At 61.6% G+C, this 16,195-nt stretch carries 17 protein-coding genes; 15 read left to right on the top strand and 2 right to left on the bottom strand.

The genetic code is table 11. From position 1 onward, the window contains the following. Positions 1 to 69 precede the first annotated feature (69 nt). From D460_RS0129465 to D460_RS0129430, 7 genes are all read left to right on the top strand, one after another. Positions 70 to 624 (top strand): alpha/beta hydrolase, encoded by a 555-nt coding sequence (locus tag D460_RS0129465; RefSeq protein WP_026283685.1) that lies wholly within the window; start codon positions 70 to 72, stop codon positions 622 to 624. Between the two features lie 398 nt (positions 625 to 1,022). Beyond that, positions 1,023 to 3,257 carry a GGDEF domain-containing phosphodiesterase gene (locus D460_RS0129455; protein WP_245267841.1) on the top strand — a complete coding sequence of 745 codons (2,235 nt, stop codon included), beginning with the start codon at positions 1,023 to 1,025 and terminating at the stop codon, positions 3,255 to 3,257. 229 nt (positions 3,258 to 3,486) lie between these two features. After that, positions 3,487 to 4,251, top strand: a complete 765-nt coding sequence (gene purC, locus D460_RS0129450; protein WP_018902208.1) for a phosphoribosylaminoimidazolesuccinocarboxamide synthase — start codon at positions 3,487 to 3,489, stop codon at positions 4,249 to 4,251. A gap of 22 nt (positions 4,252 to 4,273) precedes the next feature. Beyond that, entirely contained in the window at positions 4,274 to 4,516 is a 243-nt protein-coding gene (gene purS, locus D460_RS0129445; protein WP_018902207.1) for a phosphoribosylformylglycinamidine synthase subunit PurS, read from the top strand. Between the two features lie 19 nt (positions 4,517 to 4,535). Then, on the top strand, positions 4,536 to 4,793 hold the full coding sequence (locus D460_RS0129440) for a hypothetical protein (RefSeq protein WP_018902206.1): 258 nt from the start codon (positions 4,536 to 4,538) through the stop codon (positions 4,791 to 4,793). After that, positions 4,790 to 5,461 (top strand): phosphoribosylformylglycinamidine synthase subunit PurQ, encoded by a 672-nt coding sequence (purQ, locus tag D460_RS0129435; protein ID WP_018902205.1) that lies wholly within the window; start codon positions 4,790 to 4,792, stop codon positions 5,459 to 5,461. Before D460_RS0129440 ends, purQ begins: the two co-directional genes overlap by 4 nt. A 48-nt stretch (positions 5,462 to 5,509) precedes the next feature. Then, on the top strand, positions 5,510 to 5,908 hold the full coding sequence (locus D460_RS0129430) for a hypothetical protein (RefSeq protein WP_018902204.1): 399 nt from the start codon (positions 5,510 to 5,512) through the stop codon (positions 5,906 to 5,908). Positions 5,909 to 5,931: 23 nt separating this feature from the next. On the opposite strand, the gene D460_RS34140 is transcribed toward D460_RS0129430, so the two are convergent. Further along, entirely contained in the window at positions 5,932 to 6,183 is a 252-nt protein-coding gene (locus D460_RS34140) for a DUF1127 domain-containing protein (protein WP_018902203.1), read from the bottom strand. 81 nt (positions 6,184 to 6,264) lie between these two features. On the opposite strand from D460_RS34140, the gene D460_RS0129420 reads away from it, so the two are divergent. The 8 genes from D460_RS0129420 to D460_RS0129380 all read left to right on the top strand — a co-directional run bounded on the left by D460_RS0129420 (position 6,265) and on the right by D460_RS0129380 (position 15,430). Beyond that, the gene (locus D460_RS0129420) at positions 6,265 to 7,683 is read left to right on the top strand and encodes a PLP-dependent aminotransferase family protein (protein WP_018902202.1); all 1,419 of its coding nucleotides are present in this window, start codon (positions 6,265 to 6,267) and stop codon (positions 7,681 to 7,683) included. A gap of 142 nt (positions 7,684 to 7,825) precedes the next feature. After that, a complete protein-coding gene (locus D460_RS0129415) occupies positions 7,826 to 8,392 on the top strand; it encodes an acyloxyacyl hydrolase (RefSeq protein WP_018902201.1) in 567 nt (188 codons plus the stop codon). 123 nt (positions 8,393 to 8,515) lie between these two features. Next, positions 8,516 to 10,750, top strand: a complete 2,235-nt coding sequence (gene purL / locus D460_RS0129410) for a phosphoribosylformylglycinamidine synthase subunit PurL (RefSeq protein ID WP_018902200.1) — start codon at positions 8,516 to 8,518, stop codon at positions 10,748 to 10,750. Between the two features lie 20 nt (positions 10,751 to 10,770). After that, positions 10,771 to 11,004: a BolA family transcriptional regulator gene (locus D460_RS0129405; protein WP_018902199.1), complete on the top strand. Its 234-nt coding sequence runs from the start codon at positions 10,771 to 10,773 to the stop codon at positions 11,002 to 11,004. 356 nt (positions 11,005 to 11,360) lie between these two features. After that, the gene (locus tag D460_RS0129395) at positions 11,361 to 12,275 is read left to right on the top strand and encodes a LysR substrate-binding domain-containing protein (protein ID WP_026283683.1); all 915 of its coding nucleotides are present in this window, start codon (positions 11,361 to 11,363) and stop codon (positions 12,273 to 12,275) included. Positions 12,276 to 12,420: 145 nt separating this feature from the next. Further along, on the top strand, positions 12,421 to 12,756 hold the full coding sequence (gene grxD / locus D460_RS0129390; RefSeq protein ID WP_018902196.1) for a Grx4 family monothiol glutaredoxin: 336 nt from the start codon (positions 12,421 to 12,423) through the stop codon (positions 12,754 to 12,756). 141 nt (positions 12,757 to 12,897) lie between these two features. Beyond that, positions 12,898 to 14,103 (top strand): multidrug effflux MFS transporter, encoded by a 1,206-nt coding sequence (locus tag D460_RS0129385; RefSeq protein ID WP_018902195.1) that lies wholly within the window; start codon positions 12,898 to 12,900, stop codon positions 14,101 to 14,103. Between the two features lie 46 nt (positions 14,104 to 14,149). Then, the gene (locus D460_RS0129380; protein ID WP_018902194.1) at positions 14,150 to 15,430 is read left to right on the top strand and encodes a multidrug effflux MFS transporter; all 1,281 of its coding nucleotides are present in this window, start codon (positions 14,150 to 14,152) and stop codon (positions 15,428 to 15,430) included. A 49-nt stretch (positions 15,431 to 15,479) separates the two neighbouring features. On the opposite strand, the gene D460_RS0129375 is transcribed toward D460_RS0129380, so the two are convergent. Beyond that, positions 15,480 to 16,085 carry a LysE family translocator gene (locus tag D460_RS0129375; protein WP_018902193.1) on the bottom strand — a complete coding sequence of 202 codons (606 nt, stop codon included), beginning with the start codon at positions 16,083 to 16,085 and terminating at the stop codon, positions 15,480 to 15,482. Between the last annotated feature and the right edge of the window lie 110 nt (positions 16,086 to 16,195).

Below are 16,195 nucleotides of genomic sequence, written 5' to 3'. Positions count from 1 at the left end.
ACAAAAATTGACCGAGCTGTCCTGCTTTCCCTTGACTTTGTCGCCGCGCCTTCTCACATCGGCGGCACCATGAAAGCTTCAGACGCCGAAATCCTCATCATCCCCGGTTACACCAATTCCGGCCCCGACCACTGGCAGAGCCGCTGGGAGGCGAAACTCAGCACCGCGCGCCGCGTCGAGCAAGCGGAGTGGTCCAAGCCCGTGCGCGAGGATTGGGCAGCGCGGATTGCCGAGGAAGTCAATAAATCGACCCGTCCGGTGGTGCTTGTCGCCCACTCGCTCGGCGTGCCGTCGCTTCTGCATGCGATCCCGCAGTTCGAGAAACCGGTCGCCGGCGCTTTTCTGGTGGCGCCGCCTGATGTCACCAACCCCGACATCCGCCCGAAGCACCTGATGACTTTCGGCCCCTACCCGCGCGAGCCCTTGCCGTTTCCGAGCGTCACGGTCGCCAGCCGCAACGACCCCTTCGGCACCTACGAGCATGCCGACGAGATCGCCGCAAGCTGGGGCTCGTTGCTGGTCGATGCGGGAGAGTCCGGCCACATCAACGCCGATTCTGGTCACGGCCCTTGGCCCGAGGGCACGATGGTCTTCGCGCAGTTCCTCAGCCGTCTCAAGGGCTAGGCCGCGCCCGCATTCCCACGCGCACAATACTCAGTCGCCCTCGCCGCGCACGAAAAACACGCTCGCGAAGCCGGCAAGCACGACGCATTGCATGATGAACATTGGCCAATCCTGAGCCATGGCTTTTCCTCCATACCCATCATATAGGGCGGAAAACACCGAACAGGTATTTTGAGGGCGTTGCAGCGCTGTTGCAAATGACATCGGCGCGATTGCTCCGCCGGATGCATGTGACCGAGAGCACGACTTTGGGAGCACTGGACAGCGCGATAAGTTTGCTCCGATATTAAGCTCGGCTTAATTCAATATAAGCAAATTGACACACGCCAGACGAGCGAGTGCGAGCATTGACCAAGAAGAGGCCTGATCAAGAGGTTGGTTCCACAAAGAGCGATGAGATTATCGCTTCAGCGAATGCTTCCGAACGCGAGACCGACGCGCTGGTCGAGCGCGAAAGCCGCTGGAACTACGCCCTAGTCGGCTCAGATCTTGGCGTATGGGATCACAACCTCAAGCTTGGAACGCGCTATTATTCCGAAACGTGGAAGACCATGCGCGGCATGGCGCCCGACGAAGAGGCGGATGGCGATTACGACGCTTGGATCGCGCTGATCCATCCCGACGACCGCGCCTTCGTCATCGAGGCGATCGACCGGCAGAATGCCGGCGACCCCAATTTCCGTGTCTTCGAATATCGCGAGCGCCACCGAGACGGCCACTGGATCTGGATCGAATGCCGCGGCGCCTGCGTCGAATGGGACGAAAACGGCGCCCCTGCCCGCCTCGTCGGCACCGACACCGATATCACCGCCCGCAAGGAGGCTGAAGAGCGGCTGGCGCACATGTCGCGGCGGCTTGATCTTGCGCTCGACATTTCAGGGATCGGCGTGTTCGAATCCGATCTCGATGCCGGCACCGTCGAATGGGACGCACGCCTGTTGTGGATCTACGGCATCACGAACCCGACACGCGCCTCGCAGGGCGACGTTTGGACCGAAACGCTGCATCCCGACGACCGTGACAGGGTGCAGGCAACGGTGGCGGAGAACATCGAGCGCCAGTCGGGCTTTCAGCACGAATTCAGGATCATCCGCGGCGACGGCGCCGAGCGCGTCATCCGCGCCAAGGCCGCCTTCTTCATCGACGGCAATGGTCACCGCAAGCTGATTGGCGCCAATTGGGACGTGACCGAGGAAGTGGCGCTCAACGCCGAGCTCCAGCGCGCCAAGGACCTCGCCGAGGCCCACAACCGCGAACTCGAGGCGGCCAAGGAAAGCATCGAGCATCTCGCCCTCCATGATTTTTTGACCGGACTGCCGAACCGCCGCTATCTCGACCGCAAGCTGGAAGAATATTCGACAAGAGCAAGCACCGCCGACGATACGCTCGCAGTGCTGCACATCGACCTCGACCGCTTCAAGCAGATCAACGACACACTCGGCCACCGCGCCGGTGACGCCATGCTGAAGCACGCGGCCGCGGTGCTGACCGAGACCGTCCGGCCGGGCGATTTCGTGGCCCGCATCGGCGGCGACGAATTCGTGGTGCTCTGCGCGCTCGATGTCACGCCGAAGAAGATATCCAACATGGCCGAGCGCATCGTGCGCGAGCTCAGCCGCCCGATCCGCTACGAGCATCACGAATGCCGCTTCGGCGCCAGCGTCGGCATCGCCACCGACAGCGGCCCGATGCTCGACGGAAAGCAGCTCCTGCTCAACGCCGACATCGCGCTCTATCGCGCCAAGAGCGGCGGCCGAAACCGGCACGAGTTCTTCTCAAAGGATGCCCGCCGCCAGGTGATCGCCAGCAAGCGATTGGCCGACGATATCCTGATCGGCCTCGAGCGGCGCGAATTCGTGCCCTTCTACCAGCCGCAGTTCGATGCCCGCACACTCGACGTGACCGGCGTCGAAACGCTCGCCCGCTGGCAACACCGCGAACATGGCCTGCTGGCTCCCGATCGCTTCCTCGACATCGCCGAGGACATCAACGTCGTGGCGACCATCGACGGCGTCATTCTCGAGCAAGCGCTTGTCGATCGCGCCGCCTGGGAGAGCGAAGGCATCGTCATTCCGAAGATCGCGGTCAATGTCTCCTCCCGGAGACTTGACGACCCGGCGCTCGGCAAGAAGCTGCGGGCGCTGAAGATCGTGCCGGGAACCATCGCCTTTGAGCTTCTGGAGTCCATTTCGCTCGATGATTGCGACGACGCGGTCATCGCCAATCTCCGCCAGTTCCGCCGCCTCGGCATCGACATCGAGATCGACGACTTCGGCACCGGCCACGCCTCGATCGTCAGCCTGCTCAGGCTGAGCCCGAAGACGCTGAAGATCGACCGCGAGCTGATCCGCATGCTCCCGACCTCGTCGGAACAGCGCAAGCTCGTCCGCTCGATCATCGAGATCGGCCGCTCCTTGAGCATTCTGGTGACCGCCGAAGGCGTCGAGACCATGGAGCACGCGCGTATCCTGGGCGACCTCGGCTGCGACGTGCTGCAGGGCTATGCGCTGGCCCGCCCGATGCCGGCAATGCAGATCCCCTCCTTCATTCGCGCCGCCAGCTGGCGCCAGGCGGCAGCAGCCGCCCATACGCCGACGCCCCGCAAGCCGAGTAAGGCGACCGCCGCCAAATAAAACACTGCACAACCCCTGCATAAACCTGAGGTCGTTTTGTTAAGCCGGGAAACGGGGTAGAATGGATTTCTTAGACATTCGATTCTCGCATCGGTGCTCCGGAAGACCGGAATCCGGGGAAGGAGTGACAGGCGGATTGTGAAACCCTCGCTTTTCCTTTATGGGGACGCCACGAGATCGATCCACTCGCGCTAATCCCAAGAGCGCCAACGACAAGAGAACAATCGCAATGAACCGTCGCCGCCGTATTTACGAGGGCAAGGCCAAGATTCTGTATGAGGGACCCGAGCCAGGCACGCTGATCCAGTTCTTCAAGGACGACGCCACCGCCTTCAACAAGAAGAAGCACGAAGTCATCGATGGCAAGGGCGTTCTGAACAACCGCATCTGCGAGTTCATCTTCAACCATCTGAACAAGATCGGCATTCCCACGCACTTCATCCGCCGCCTCAACATGCGCGAGCAGTTGATCCGCGAAGTCGAGATGATCCCGCTTGAGATCGTCGTGCGCAATGTCGCCGCCGGCTCGCTGGCCAAGCGCCTGGGCATCGAAGAAGGCGTCGTCCTGCCGCGCTCGATCATCGAGTTCTACTACAAGTCGGACGCGCTCGAAGACCCGATGGTCTCCGAAGAGCACATCACCGCCTTCGGCTGGGCCAATCCCGCCGAACTCGACGACATCATGGCGCTGGCGATCCGCGTCAACGACTTCATGACCGGCCTGTTCTTGGGCGTCGGCATCCAGCTCGTCGACTTCAAGATCGAATGCGGCCGCCTTTATGAAGGCGACATGATGCGCATCATCCTCGCCGACGAAATCTCGCCCGACAGCTGCCGTCTCTGGGACATCGACACCCAGGAAAAGATGGACAAGGACCGCTTCCGTCGCGACATGGGTGGCCTCCTCGAAGCCTATTCGGAAGTGGCGCGCCGCCTCGGCATCATCAACGAGAACGAGCCTGTGCGCGGCACCGGTCCGGTTCTCGTCAAGTAACTAGCAAGACAGGGAAGACAAAGTGATCAAGGCTCGTGTAACCGTCACGCTGAAAAACGGCGTTCTCGATCCGCAGGGCAAGGCCATCGAAGGCGCGCTCGGCGCTCTCGGTTTCGACGGCGTCGGCCATGTCCGCCAGGGCAAGGTATTCGACGTCGAAGTCGAAGGCACCGACAAGGCCAAGGCCGAAGGCGACATCAAGGCCATGTGCGAAAAACTCCTCGCCAACACCGTTATCGAGAACTATACTATTTCTCTCGACTAGCGGTTGCGGAGATTGTCCGATGGCTGAAGTGACACAAGAATTTATGTTTGAGTTCTTTAAGCGCATTCAGGCCGAAATTTCGGGGCTGAAACACACTCAGAACGAAATGAGAAGCGAGTTGAACTCCATGCGAGGGATACTCGTTTCAGTGAATCACGACATCCACAACATCTACAGCGTGCTCGACCGTCACGACCAACGTCTCGAACGCATCGAAAACCGTCTCGAACTTCGAGAACTCGCAGAAGCACAAGCAAGGTTTGAACCACACCCATGAAATCCGCCGTCGTTCAGCTTCCGGGCCTCAATCGCGATCGTGACATGATCGCCGCTCTCACCAAGATTTCCGGCCAGGCGCCGGTGACGATCTGGCAGACGGAGACCGATATCCCAGATGTCGATCTGATCGTCATTCCTGGTGGATTCTCCTATGGCGACTATCTGCGCTGCGGCGCGATCGCCGCGCGCATGCCGGTCATGCAGGCGATCATCGAGAAGGCCAACAAGGGCGTGAAGGTTCTGGGCGTCTGCAACGGCTTCCAGATCCTTGTTGAATCCGGCCTGCTTCCGGGCGCGCTGATGCGCAATTCCTCGCTGAAGTTCGTCTGCCGCGAGATCAAGCTCGAAGTGGCGAATGCCGAAACGGATTTCACCCGCGCCTACGCCAAGGGCCAGGTCATCCGCTGCCCGGTCGCCCACCACGACGGCAACTACTTCGCCGACGCCGAGACGCTGGCGAAGATCGAAGGCAACGGCCAGGTGGTCTTCCGTTACGCCGAGGGCACCAACCCGAACGGCTCGCTGAACGACATCGCAGCCGTCATGAACGAGGGCGGCAACGTGCTCGGCATGATGCCGCACCCGGAAAACCTGATCGAAGCAGCCCATGGTGGTTCCGACGGCCGGGCGTTGTTCGCTTCCGCGCTCGACGTAATCGCTGCTTAACCTTAAACGGATATGAGGCCATTCATCCGGTCCACTGGAGCAAGATCGATGCGCCCTCACCTTCCCCTGACACATGTCCTCGCCATTGCCGCGACCGCGGCACTGGTTGCGTCGTGCCAATCCAAGACACCGGCGCCCAGCCAGGATCGCAGCGCGCTGTCGACCATGGAACGCGTGGCGGTAGCGGCCAACAATTGCTGGTTCAAGTCGGGCGACGCGACATTTGCCGCCTACAAGCTGGCGCCGGAGCTCAATTCCTTCTCCGGCCGCCCGCGTATTCTCGTCGTCCACAAGGGCAGCCCGGAAAGCCGGCCGCTGCTGGTCGTCCAGGCGGAAGGCAACCCCTCCAAGCTCGACGCTTTCGGCCCGATGATGGATAGCCCTGCACGCCCTCGCATTGCCGGCGACGTCACGCGCTGGGCCGGCGGCAACAAGAGCTGCAGCTAAGCCAGCATTCCGCTCACAGAGCCTCAATCCCAGAAGAACGACTTGCCGACCTCCTTGCCGGCATCGGCCCTGCTGATGCCGATATCGAGGAGTTCCGTGTCCGTCAGATCCCTGAGCACGCGCCGGCTGGCCCGCTTCTGCTGCCAGAGCGCGATCTTGCCCCACACGCTCCCAAGAGCGGCCCACACATCGTGCCGGTTGAACCTCGGCGTATCGCGGAATTGTTCGGCTTGGTGGAGCCGATTGTCTCTCCTGAAGTCAGGCGCTACTGACATGTCACTATCCGATCGCTGATTGTATGCGTTCACCCTGATAGACTTGACAGGGAAAGGGTGACAATCTAGGAAATTGTCATCATGACAAATTGGCTCCCTGATCTCTCGCGCGGTTCCGGCCCGGTCTATCTGCGTCTCGCGGACAATATCGAATCCGCCATCGCCAGCGGCGCCCTGCCCGCAGGCAGTAAGCTGCCGCCGCAGCGCAATCTTGCTTATGATATCGGCGTGACAATCGGCACAATCGGCCGCGCCTACGCGCTGGTGCACGAGCGCGGCCTGGTGGCGGGCGAAGTCGGACGCGGCACCTATGTGCTGGACCGGGCGGAGACGGCGCCAGGCAATCAGCCCGATCCGCTGACGATCGCGCTCGGCGGCACCAGGACAATCGACGCGCCATCAGGAAAAATCCGCTTCGACACGACGGCGGCTCCCGATCTCGGCCAAGGGAAAACCATCGGCCGCATCCTCGCCGATATCGGCGAGCAGCAGCTTGCCGAGATTTCCTCCTATTCGCGCGTCTTCCCGAAAAACTGGTACGAAGCCGGGCGCCGTTGGCTGTCGCGCAACGATTGGGCGCCCGACACTGAAAACATCGTCCCCACGCTCGGCGCGCACGCGGCCGCCATCGCGGTCATCTCGGCCATATCCTCGCCCGGCGACAAGATTGTCTTCGAGAACCTCAGCTATACGCAGGTGAGCCGCAGCGCCCGCATCCTTGGTCGGCGCACCATCACCGTCGATTCCGACGAGCACGGCGTCATTCCCGATGATTTCGAGCGCCTCTGCTCCCAGCAGCACCCGAAGCTCGCCTTCCTGATGCCGACGGCCCACAACCCGACGCTATCAACCATGCCGCATGAGCGGCGCGCCAAGATCGCCGAAATCGCGCGGCGGCATGGGGTGTGGCTGATCGAGGACGATCTCTATGGCGGCATGACCGGCGACGAAAACCCGCTGCTGGCCTCGCTGGCGCCCGATCGCACCTTCCTGATCAGCGGTCTCTCGAAATCGGTGGCCGCCGGTATCCGCGGCGGCTGGGTCGCATGCCCGCCGCATTTCGCGCAGCGCATCAAGGTCACCCACAAGATGATCACCGGCGGCCTGCCCTTCATTCTGGCCGAAGCCTGCGCCCGCCTTGTCGAGAGCGGCGAGGCGCACGAAATCCGTAAGAACTGCATCACGGAGCTTTCGGGGCGCGAGCGGCTGGCGCGCGAAACGCTTCAGGGTTTCGACTTCGTCTCGCATCCGCATGTGCCGTTCATCTGGCTGAAGCTTCCCGATCCCTGGCTCTCCGGCACCTTCAAGAACGCCGCCTTCCGCGACGGCGTGCTGATCGACGACGAAGACGAGTTCAAGGCGGCGCGCACAGATAAGGTCTATCACCGCGTGCGCATCAGCTTCTCCTCCCCCAAGGATAGAGGGGAAATGGTTGCAGGTTTGATGACAGTTCGACGCCTGCTTGAAAGCGGCGGCGCCGGATACGACGGAGAGGTCTAAAGCTGTTGCAGATCAGCCGCACCCGCTAAAATCTAGGGCTTTCAGCGCCTGTCCGCTTTACCGAATCGATTTGCATGCTACCAATTGCGGTGAGGACGGCGATGTGCGCCGGCACCAAAGGCGGCGCATGACAATGAAAAGCATGGCATCTGCATCGACTGGCCGCGGACTACTCCTCGCGGCGCTCCTTGCAAACATCTCGCTCCTGCCGGTCTCGGCTCATGCGGATGAGAAGATCTTTGACGAATTGCGCTTTGGCGCCTCGGCGTCGATCCAAGGCGGCCACAGCCACGAAGATGGCGTCTTCCCTGAGGTCACGGTTTTCTTCGACCCGTTCGGCCAGGATACCGCAACGGACTGGAAGCAGACGCTGGCGCGTCCGCGCCTGAACCTCGGCACCTCGATCGGCACCTCGGGCGAAGCGACGCAGATTTTCGGTGGCCTCGCCTGGACTGTTAATTTCAACGAGAAGGTCTTCGCCGAAGCCGGTTTCGGTGGCGTCTGGCACAATGGCGATCTCGATAACAGCGCCGATGGTCCCGATCTCGGCTGTCGTTTCCTCTTCCACGAATATGTCGGCGCCGGTTATCGCTTCGACGCGCACTGGAATGTCATGGCGCAAGTCGCCCATTCCTCGCACGCAAATCTATGCGACGGACCGAACAACGGCATGACACGCGCCGGCATCCAGGTCGGCTACAAGTTCTAAACTTCCCGATATTGAACTCCGAAGCCCGCTCTCTGTGAACAGCGGGCTTTTTTCTGTCGCGCGCCGCACCCACTTAGGCTAAAGACACCGAAATCGCGCAACGGCAGGGACTTCGCAGAGCTCATGACCATTTCCAATACCCGCCCGATCACTCCAGAATTGATCGCCGCCCACGGCTTGAAGCCGGACGAATACCAGCGGATTCTGGATCTGATCGGCAGGGAGCCGACCTTCACCGAGCTCGGCATCTTCTCGGCCATGTGGAACGAGCACTGCTCCTACAAATCCTCCAAGAAGTGGCTCCGCACGCTCCCCACCAAGGGTCCGCGCGTTGTGCAGGGCCCGGGCGAAAACGCCGGTGTCGTCGATATCGATGACGGCGACGTTGTTGTCTTCAAGATGGAGAGCCACAACCACCCATCCTACATCGAGCCCTACCAGGGTGCCGCGACCGGCGTTGGCGGCATTCTGCGCGACGTCTTCACCATGGGCGCCCGGCCGATCGCCGCCATGAACGCCCTGCGTTTCGGCTCTCCTGATCACCCGAAGACGAAGCATCTCGTTTCCGGCGTCGTCTCCGGCGTTGGCGGCTACGGCAATTCCTTCGGCGTTCCGACGGTCGGCGGCGAAGTCGAGTTCGACGCACGCTACAACGGCAACATCCTGGTCAACGCGTTCGCGGCCGGCCTTGCCAAGTCCGACGGCATCTTCCTCTCCGAAGCCAAGGGCGTCGGCCTGCCCGTCGTCTATCTCGGCGCCAAGACCGGCCGTGATGGCGTCGGCGGCGCGACCATGGCATCGGCGGAATTCGACGAATCGATCGAAGAGAAACGCCCGACCGTTCAGGTCGGCGACCCCTTCACCGAAAAGTGCCTGCTCGAAGCCTGCCTCGAGCTGATGCAGACGGGCGCCGTCATCGCCATCCAGGACATGGGTGCGGCCGGCCTCACCTGTTCGGCTGTCGAAATGGGCGCCAAGGGCGACCTCGGCATCCTGCTCGACCTCGACACCGTTCCGGTGCGCGAGGACCAGATGACCGCTTACGAGATGATGCTGTCGGAAAGCCAGGAGCGCATGCTCATGGTTCTCGAGCCAGCCAAGGAAGAGGTCGCCAAGGCGATCTTCGTCAAGTGGGGCCTCGATTTCGCGATCGTCGGCAAGACCACCGACGACCTGCGCTTCCGCGTCATGCACCAGGGCGTCGAAGTCGCCGACCTGCCGATCAAGGATCTGGGCGATCAGGCACCGGAATATGACCGCCCCTGGCGCGAGGCAGACAAGCGCGCGCCGCTTCCGGCCAATCTGGTGGCAGCCCCTGAGGATTACGGCCAGACGCTGCTCCAGCTCGTCGGCTCGCCGAACGAATCCAGCCGCCGCTGGGTCTACGAACAGTACGACACGCTGATCCAGGGCAACTCGCTGCAGCTGCCGGGCGGCGATGCCGGCGTCGTGCGCGTCGACACGCACCCGACCAAGGCGCTTGCCTTCTCCTCCGACGTGACGCCGCGCTATGTCGAGGCCGATCCGTTCGAGGGCGGCAAGCAGGCTGTGGCCGAATGCTGGCGCAACATCACCGCAACCGGCGCCGAGCCGCTGGCGGCGACCGACAACCTCAACTTCGGCAATCCCGAAAAGCCCGAGATCATGGGCCAGCTGGTGCAGGCCGTGAAGGGCATCGGCGAAGCCTGCCGCGCGCTCGACTTCCCGATCGTCTCGGGCAACGTCTCGCTCTACAACGAGACCAACGGCGTCGCGATCCTTCCCACCCCCACCATCGCCGGCGTCGGCCTTCTCGGCGACTGGAAGAAGATGGCGCGCATCGGCAGCGCATCGGATGGTGACAAGGTCATCATGATCGGCACCGACGGCAGCCACCTCGGCTCGTCCATCTATCTCCGCGACATTCTCGGCAGCACCGACGGCCCGCCGCCGGAAGTCGATCTCTTCGCCGAACGTCGCAACGGCAACTTCGTCCGCTCCGTCATCCGCAACGGCCAGGCAACCGCCTGCCACGACATTTCCTCGGGCGGCCTGGCGCTGGCTCTGGCGGAAATGGCGATGTCCTCGGGCAAGGGCCTGAAGATCAGCCTCAGCGAAGGTCGCGGCGAAACCCACGGGCTTCTCTTCGGTGAAGACCAGGCACGCTATGTGCTGACCGTCCCGGCCGATGTCGCCAGCTTCGTCTGCGCCAACGCCGAAGGTGCGGGCGTTCCGTTCCGCCGCCTCGGCACGGTCGAGGGCGACGCGCTTGTCGTCGATGATCTGCTGTCGCTGCCGATTCAGCAATTGCGCCACGCCCATGAATCATGGTTCCCTGAGTTCATGGATGGCAGCGGCACGCTCGCTGCCGCGGAATGATGCGCAAGGAGTAATCGACCATGGCCATGAAACCCGGTGACATCGAAGACATGATCAAGGCCGGCATCCCCGGCGCAAAGGTGGTCATCCGTGATCTGGCGGGCGACGGCGATCATTACGCCGCCGAAGTCGTAGCCGAAGCCTTCCGCGGCAAGAGCCGTGTGCAGCAGCACAAGATGGTCTACGACGCGCTGAAGGGCAACATGGGCGGCGTTCTGCACGCTCTGGCGCTGCAGACCTCGGCGCCGGAATAAGGCCTGCCGTCATAGCCTGTTAAAAGATGCCCGGTTCCACCGGGCATTTTTGTTTCTCATTCTTCCGTGAACACGTGCCGTCAATTCAATCGTCCCTCGACTGCCTACGGCGGCACGTCCCCACTCTCGACTCCACATTCCAATCGACTTCAATCGGCCAATCGCCGGTCGCTCGCCACGCGTTGTCGGCGCCGCGCGGCTGAAACGAGACGATCCGGATGACATCCGTGATCAGACGATAGACTTCGCTCCACATGGTCTTTCCTCGCGGGTTTGATCGCGATGGCCATTGAATTCCGGTTGCCCAAGGTCTTCAAACGAGCTTATCGTCCACTTCGCATGACTTGAGGTTATCCATGAAACGTGGTCGCCTACCTTTGACCGCCCTACGCAGTTTCGAGGTCGCGGCGCGTCTGCGGAGCTTCACCCGGGCGGCCGACGAACTGCTGATTTCACAGTCCGCGGTTAGCCGGCAGGTGCGCGAACTGGAGCGGCAGCTTGGCCAACCGCTGTTCGAGCGGCACCACCGCATGGTCGTTCTCACCAGCTCGGGCGAGACGTTGCTGGCCGTCCTTACGGCGAGTTTCGATGCGATCGGCACATCTCTCGACCGTCTGAAGGCCAACAAGCCCGCCTCGTCATTATCGATCAGCGTCGAGCCGTCCTTCGCGGCGGGCTGGCTGGCGCCGCGCCTGGCCTCATTTCGTCGCTTGCAGCCCGATATCGACCTGTTGCTTGACGTGGACCCGCGCCCCGTAGAATTCAGGGCGGGCCGCGTGGAGATCGCCGTTCGCCACAGCGCGACGAGAACGGAGTGGCCGAGGGTGGAATGCCAATGGCTCGCCGACGTGACAATGATCCCGGTGATCGCGCCCGATTTGCTGAGTGCGCGCGGCCCCGTGACCAAGCCGACGGATCTGCTGCAATTCCCGTTGCTTCATGAAGACAATCGGGACCTTTGGCATCGCTGGTTTACGGCCGCCGGTGCACAGGCCGGCGAAACACGCGGCTCGGTCTATCCCGATGGCGCGCTCATCCTGCAAGCGACGCTGCGCGGAGAGGGTATCGCATTGATGGACAGGATGTTTATCCGCGATGAACTCATGGCGGGAGAACTTGTGCAGCCGTTCGATACCACCATTCCGCATGGCGCATACTGGCTTGTTGCCAGGAGTTTCGATGATCTCTCGCCTCAGGCCTCTGTCTTCGTGGATTGGCTTAAAACCTCCGTAAATTCTCAGGAGGCTTCAAAAGGCGATGGCCAGGCGTAACGCTTCGGCAACAGCGGGAACATCAGACCGATAGGGCCCTCCTTTTTTTGTTCCCACCTGCTGGAATTCCGGTCGTCACATGCTATCTAAGCTTAACGATTGAAACGGCGGGCCTTTAACTCGCCTGTTGAAAGGATTAGGTCCCATGAGCGGCATCAACGAATTCATCGACAACGAAATCAAGACCAACGACGTCGTCCTTTTCATGAAGGGCACGCCGCAGTTTCCCCAGTGTGGTTTCTCCGGCCAGGTCGTGCAGATTCTCGATTACATCGGCGTCGACTACAAGAGCGTCAACGTGCTCGCCGATTCGGAAATCCGCCAGGGCATCAAGGATTACTCCAACTGGCCGACCATTCCCCAGCTCTACGTCAAGGGTGAATTCATCGGCGGCTGCGACATCGTCAAGGAAATGTTCCAGGCTGGCGAATTGCAGCAGCACTTCCAGGAAAACGGCGTAACCGTTCGCGGCGCCGCTTGACCTGACCGGTCACCGGGCGTCCGCCCGGTTTCCATTTTTGTATTTTGAGTCCGAGGCGCTGTGCTGAACAGCGCCTTGGCCTGTTTTGGGAATTACATTGTGACAGATTCATCACAAACCGCGCACGTGGGTCGCATCCCCATGGGCAAGGGTGAGTTCATCGCGCTGGCCGCCTTCCTGATGGCGATCAACTCGCTGGCGATCGATATCATGCTACCGGCGCTGCAGCAGATCGGCGCCAGTCTGAACGTCGAAAGCGAGAACCATCGCCAGTTCGTCGTCTCCAGCTACCTTCTCGGCTTCGGTTTTGCCCAGCTCATCTATGGCCCGCTGTCCGATCGCTTCGGTCGCCGCCTGCCGCTTCTGGCCGGCATCGGCATCTATATCTGTTCCTCGCTCGGCAGCGCGCTGGTTCCGACCTTCGAAGGCCTGCTGATCCTGCGCTTCATCCAGGGCCTCGGCTCCGCGGCCACCCGTGTCATCACGATCTCGATCGTTCGCGACATTTACGGCGGCCGCCAGATGGCCGAGGTCATGTCGCTGATCATGATGGTCTTCATGATCGTTCCCGTCATCGCGCCCGGTAGTGGCCAGATCATCATGCTCTTTGGCAGCTGGCATCTGATCTTCCTGTTCATCGCCGTGATGGCGGCGATCATCGCCGGCTGGGCCTATATCCGCCTGCCCGAAACGCTGCGTCCGGAGAACGTTCGCCCCTTTACCGCGAAATCGGTGCTGGGCGGCTTCAAGCTTGTTCTGACCAACCGCATCGCTCTCTGCTACACGATCGCCAGCACCTTCATCTTCGGCTCGCTGTTCGGCTTCATCAACTCGGCGCAGCAGATCTATGTCGGCATCTACGGCCTCGGCGTCTATTTCCCCTTCGCCTTTGCAGGTGTCGCGGTCTTCATGTCGGTGTCGTCCTTCCTGAATTCCCGTCTCGTCGGCAAGTTCGGCATGCGTCGTCTGTCGCATGGCGCGCTGCTCGGCTTCATCACCATCAACACCATCTGGCTGTTGGCGCTCATATTCGGCCCGCACCCGATGCCCTTCTTCCTGTTCATCGGCTTCTTCGGTCTGTCGATGTTCCAGTTCGGCTGGATCGGCTCGAACTTCAATTCGCTGGCCATGGAGCCGCTTGGCCACGTCGCCGGCACCGCCTCCTCGGTTCTCGGTTTCATGAGCACCGTCGGCGGTGCGCTGATCGGTGCCGGCATCGGCCAAGCCTTCAACGGCACGGCGCTTCCGATGGTCGCCGGTTATTTCACGGTCTCGATCATCGGCCTCGTTTTCGTGCTGATCGCCGAGAAGGGAAAGCTCTTCCAGCCGCATAATCCGGCTGTTTGAGCATGCATGCGACGATTGAGACATATCTATATTCCAGGACAATCATATGACGCCGCCCCATAAGCCGCATACCGAAAACCAGGGATCCAGCCGCATCGGCATGGGCTTCCTCGAATTCGTCATCACCATCGCCATCATGACGGCAAGCGTCGCCATGGCGATCGACAGCATGCTGCCTGCCTTGCCCGCCATGGGCCATGCACTCAATGTCGCCAACGCCAACGACGCGCAGCTCGTCATCGGCGTCTTCTTCCTCGGCTTCGGCGTATCGCAGATCATCTTCGGCAGCCTGTCCGACACGTTCGGCCGCCGCAACATCATGCTCGGAGGCCTCGCGGTCTATGTGCTCGCCATGTTCGGCGCCGCCGCCACCGGCAGCTTCGAGATGCTGCTCGTCATGCGCTTCATCCAGGGCCTCGGCGGCGCGGCCGTGCGCATCACCACTATGGCCGTCGTTCGTGATTGCTTCGGTGGCCGCGAGATGGCGCGCGTCATGTCCTATGTCATGATCGTCTTCATGATCGTGCCGATCGTCGCGCCCTCGGTGGGGCAGCTGATCATCACCTATGCCAACTGGCACTGGATCTTCATCCTGCTCGGCATCGTCGGCGCCATCCTGTTCATCTGGGCATCTCTTCGCCTGAAAGAATCGCTGCCGCGCGAAGAGCGCATCCCGCTCTCCTTCGGCAACATTGTCGACGGCTTCAAGACGGTTCTGACCAACAAGATCACCTGTGGCTACATGATTGGCCTGACCATGTTTACCGCCGTCATCAGCGCCTATGTGATCTCGGTTCAGCAGGTCTTCGGCGAGGTCTACGGCCTTGGCGACTGGCTTCCGATCGCCTTTGCCGCCACTGCCGGCGGCATCGCGGTCGCCAACTTCGCCAACGGCTTCTTCGTGCGCAAGTTTGGCATGCGCCGCATCTCGCATGTCGCGATGATCCTCTTCACCATCATCTCGGCGATCGGCTTCTTCAAGGCGCTCGGCGGCACGCCAAGCTTCACGCTGGCCTATACGCTGTTCACGATCCTGCTGATGATGTTCGCCGTGATCGCCACCAACTTCACGGCGATCAGCCTGGAGCCGATGGGCAACCTCGCCGGCACCGCGACCTCGATCACCGGCTTCGTCTCGACCACCTTCGGCGCCATCCTCGGCGGTGCGGTCGGCCAGCTGTTCAACGGCACGGTGCAACCGCTCTTCGGCGGCTTCGCCCTGTTCGGCCTGATCAGCATTGTGGCCACGCTCTGGGCCGAAGGCGGCAAGCTCTTCACCCACCCGGGCGACGATCCGCAGCTCGATCCGGGCGCTGGACATTTCTGAACATCAAAAGGCCCCGGCAACGGGGCCTTTTCAATTCCGGCACGGCGGTCTAGCGCGTTACCTCGGTAGCCAGCTTCAATCCCAAAAAGGCGAAGGAGGCCGCGAAGGCTCGGCGCATCCAGTTCATCGCACGACGGCTCTGCAACAGTCTCTCCCGTCCGGTTGCCGCAGCGACCGCGTATCCCATGAACACCGCAAAGGTCATCATGGTGAAACCAAAGCCGAGCTCGACCAGAACGCCGATCGAGCTACCCGCTGGAACGAATTGCGGAATGAATGCAATGAAAAACAGCGGCAGCTTGGGGTTCAGGATGTTCAGCAGAATTCCGCGCCACACGAGCCGCCCTGCAGATGCTGGCGCGCTCGGCCGAACCGACAGCCCCTCATGATCGTTGAGAACCGCCCAGGCCATCCAGATCAGGTATGCAACACCGGCAAACTTGACCATCTGGAACAGGATCGCGCTGGTGTAGAGCACGGCGGCGAGCCCGGCCATGGCGACTGCCAGATGAAGAACGGTAGCGACAGTGCAGCCGATTGCCGCCCAGAAGCCGGCGCGAATTCCCCCACCCAGAGTGGAGGAAAGCGTATAGATCACACCGATCCCCGGCGTCACACATATGATGAAGGCAGTCAGAAGATACTCGAAGCTCATTGGTGTTCCTCCCCGAAGACGTCGGCAAGCACAACATGCTTCAAGAAGGGTTCCCGCTCAAGCCGGACGCGGCCACACATTTCGTGCGGCCGCATCTCGAGCGAGCATTC

The organism is Rhizobium sp. 2MFCol3.1 (assembly GCF_000377565.1).
Taxonomy (GTDB): domain Bacteria; phylum Pseudomonadota; class Alphaproteobacteria; order Rhizobiales; family Rhizobiaceae; genus Rhizobium.
The sequence above is the reverse complement of the archived record's forward strand: the minus strand, read 5'-3'. Positions and strand labels throughout refer to the sequence as shown.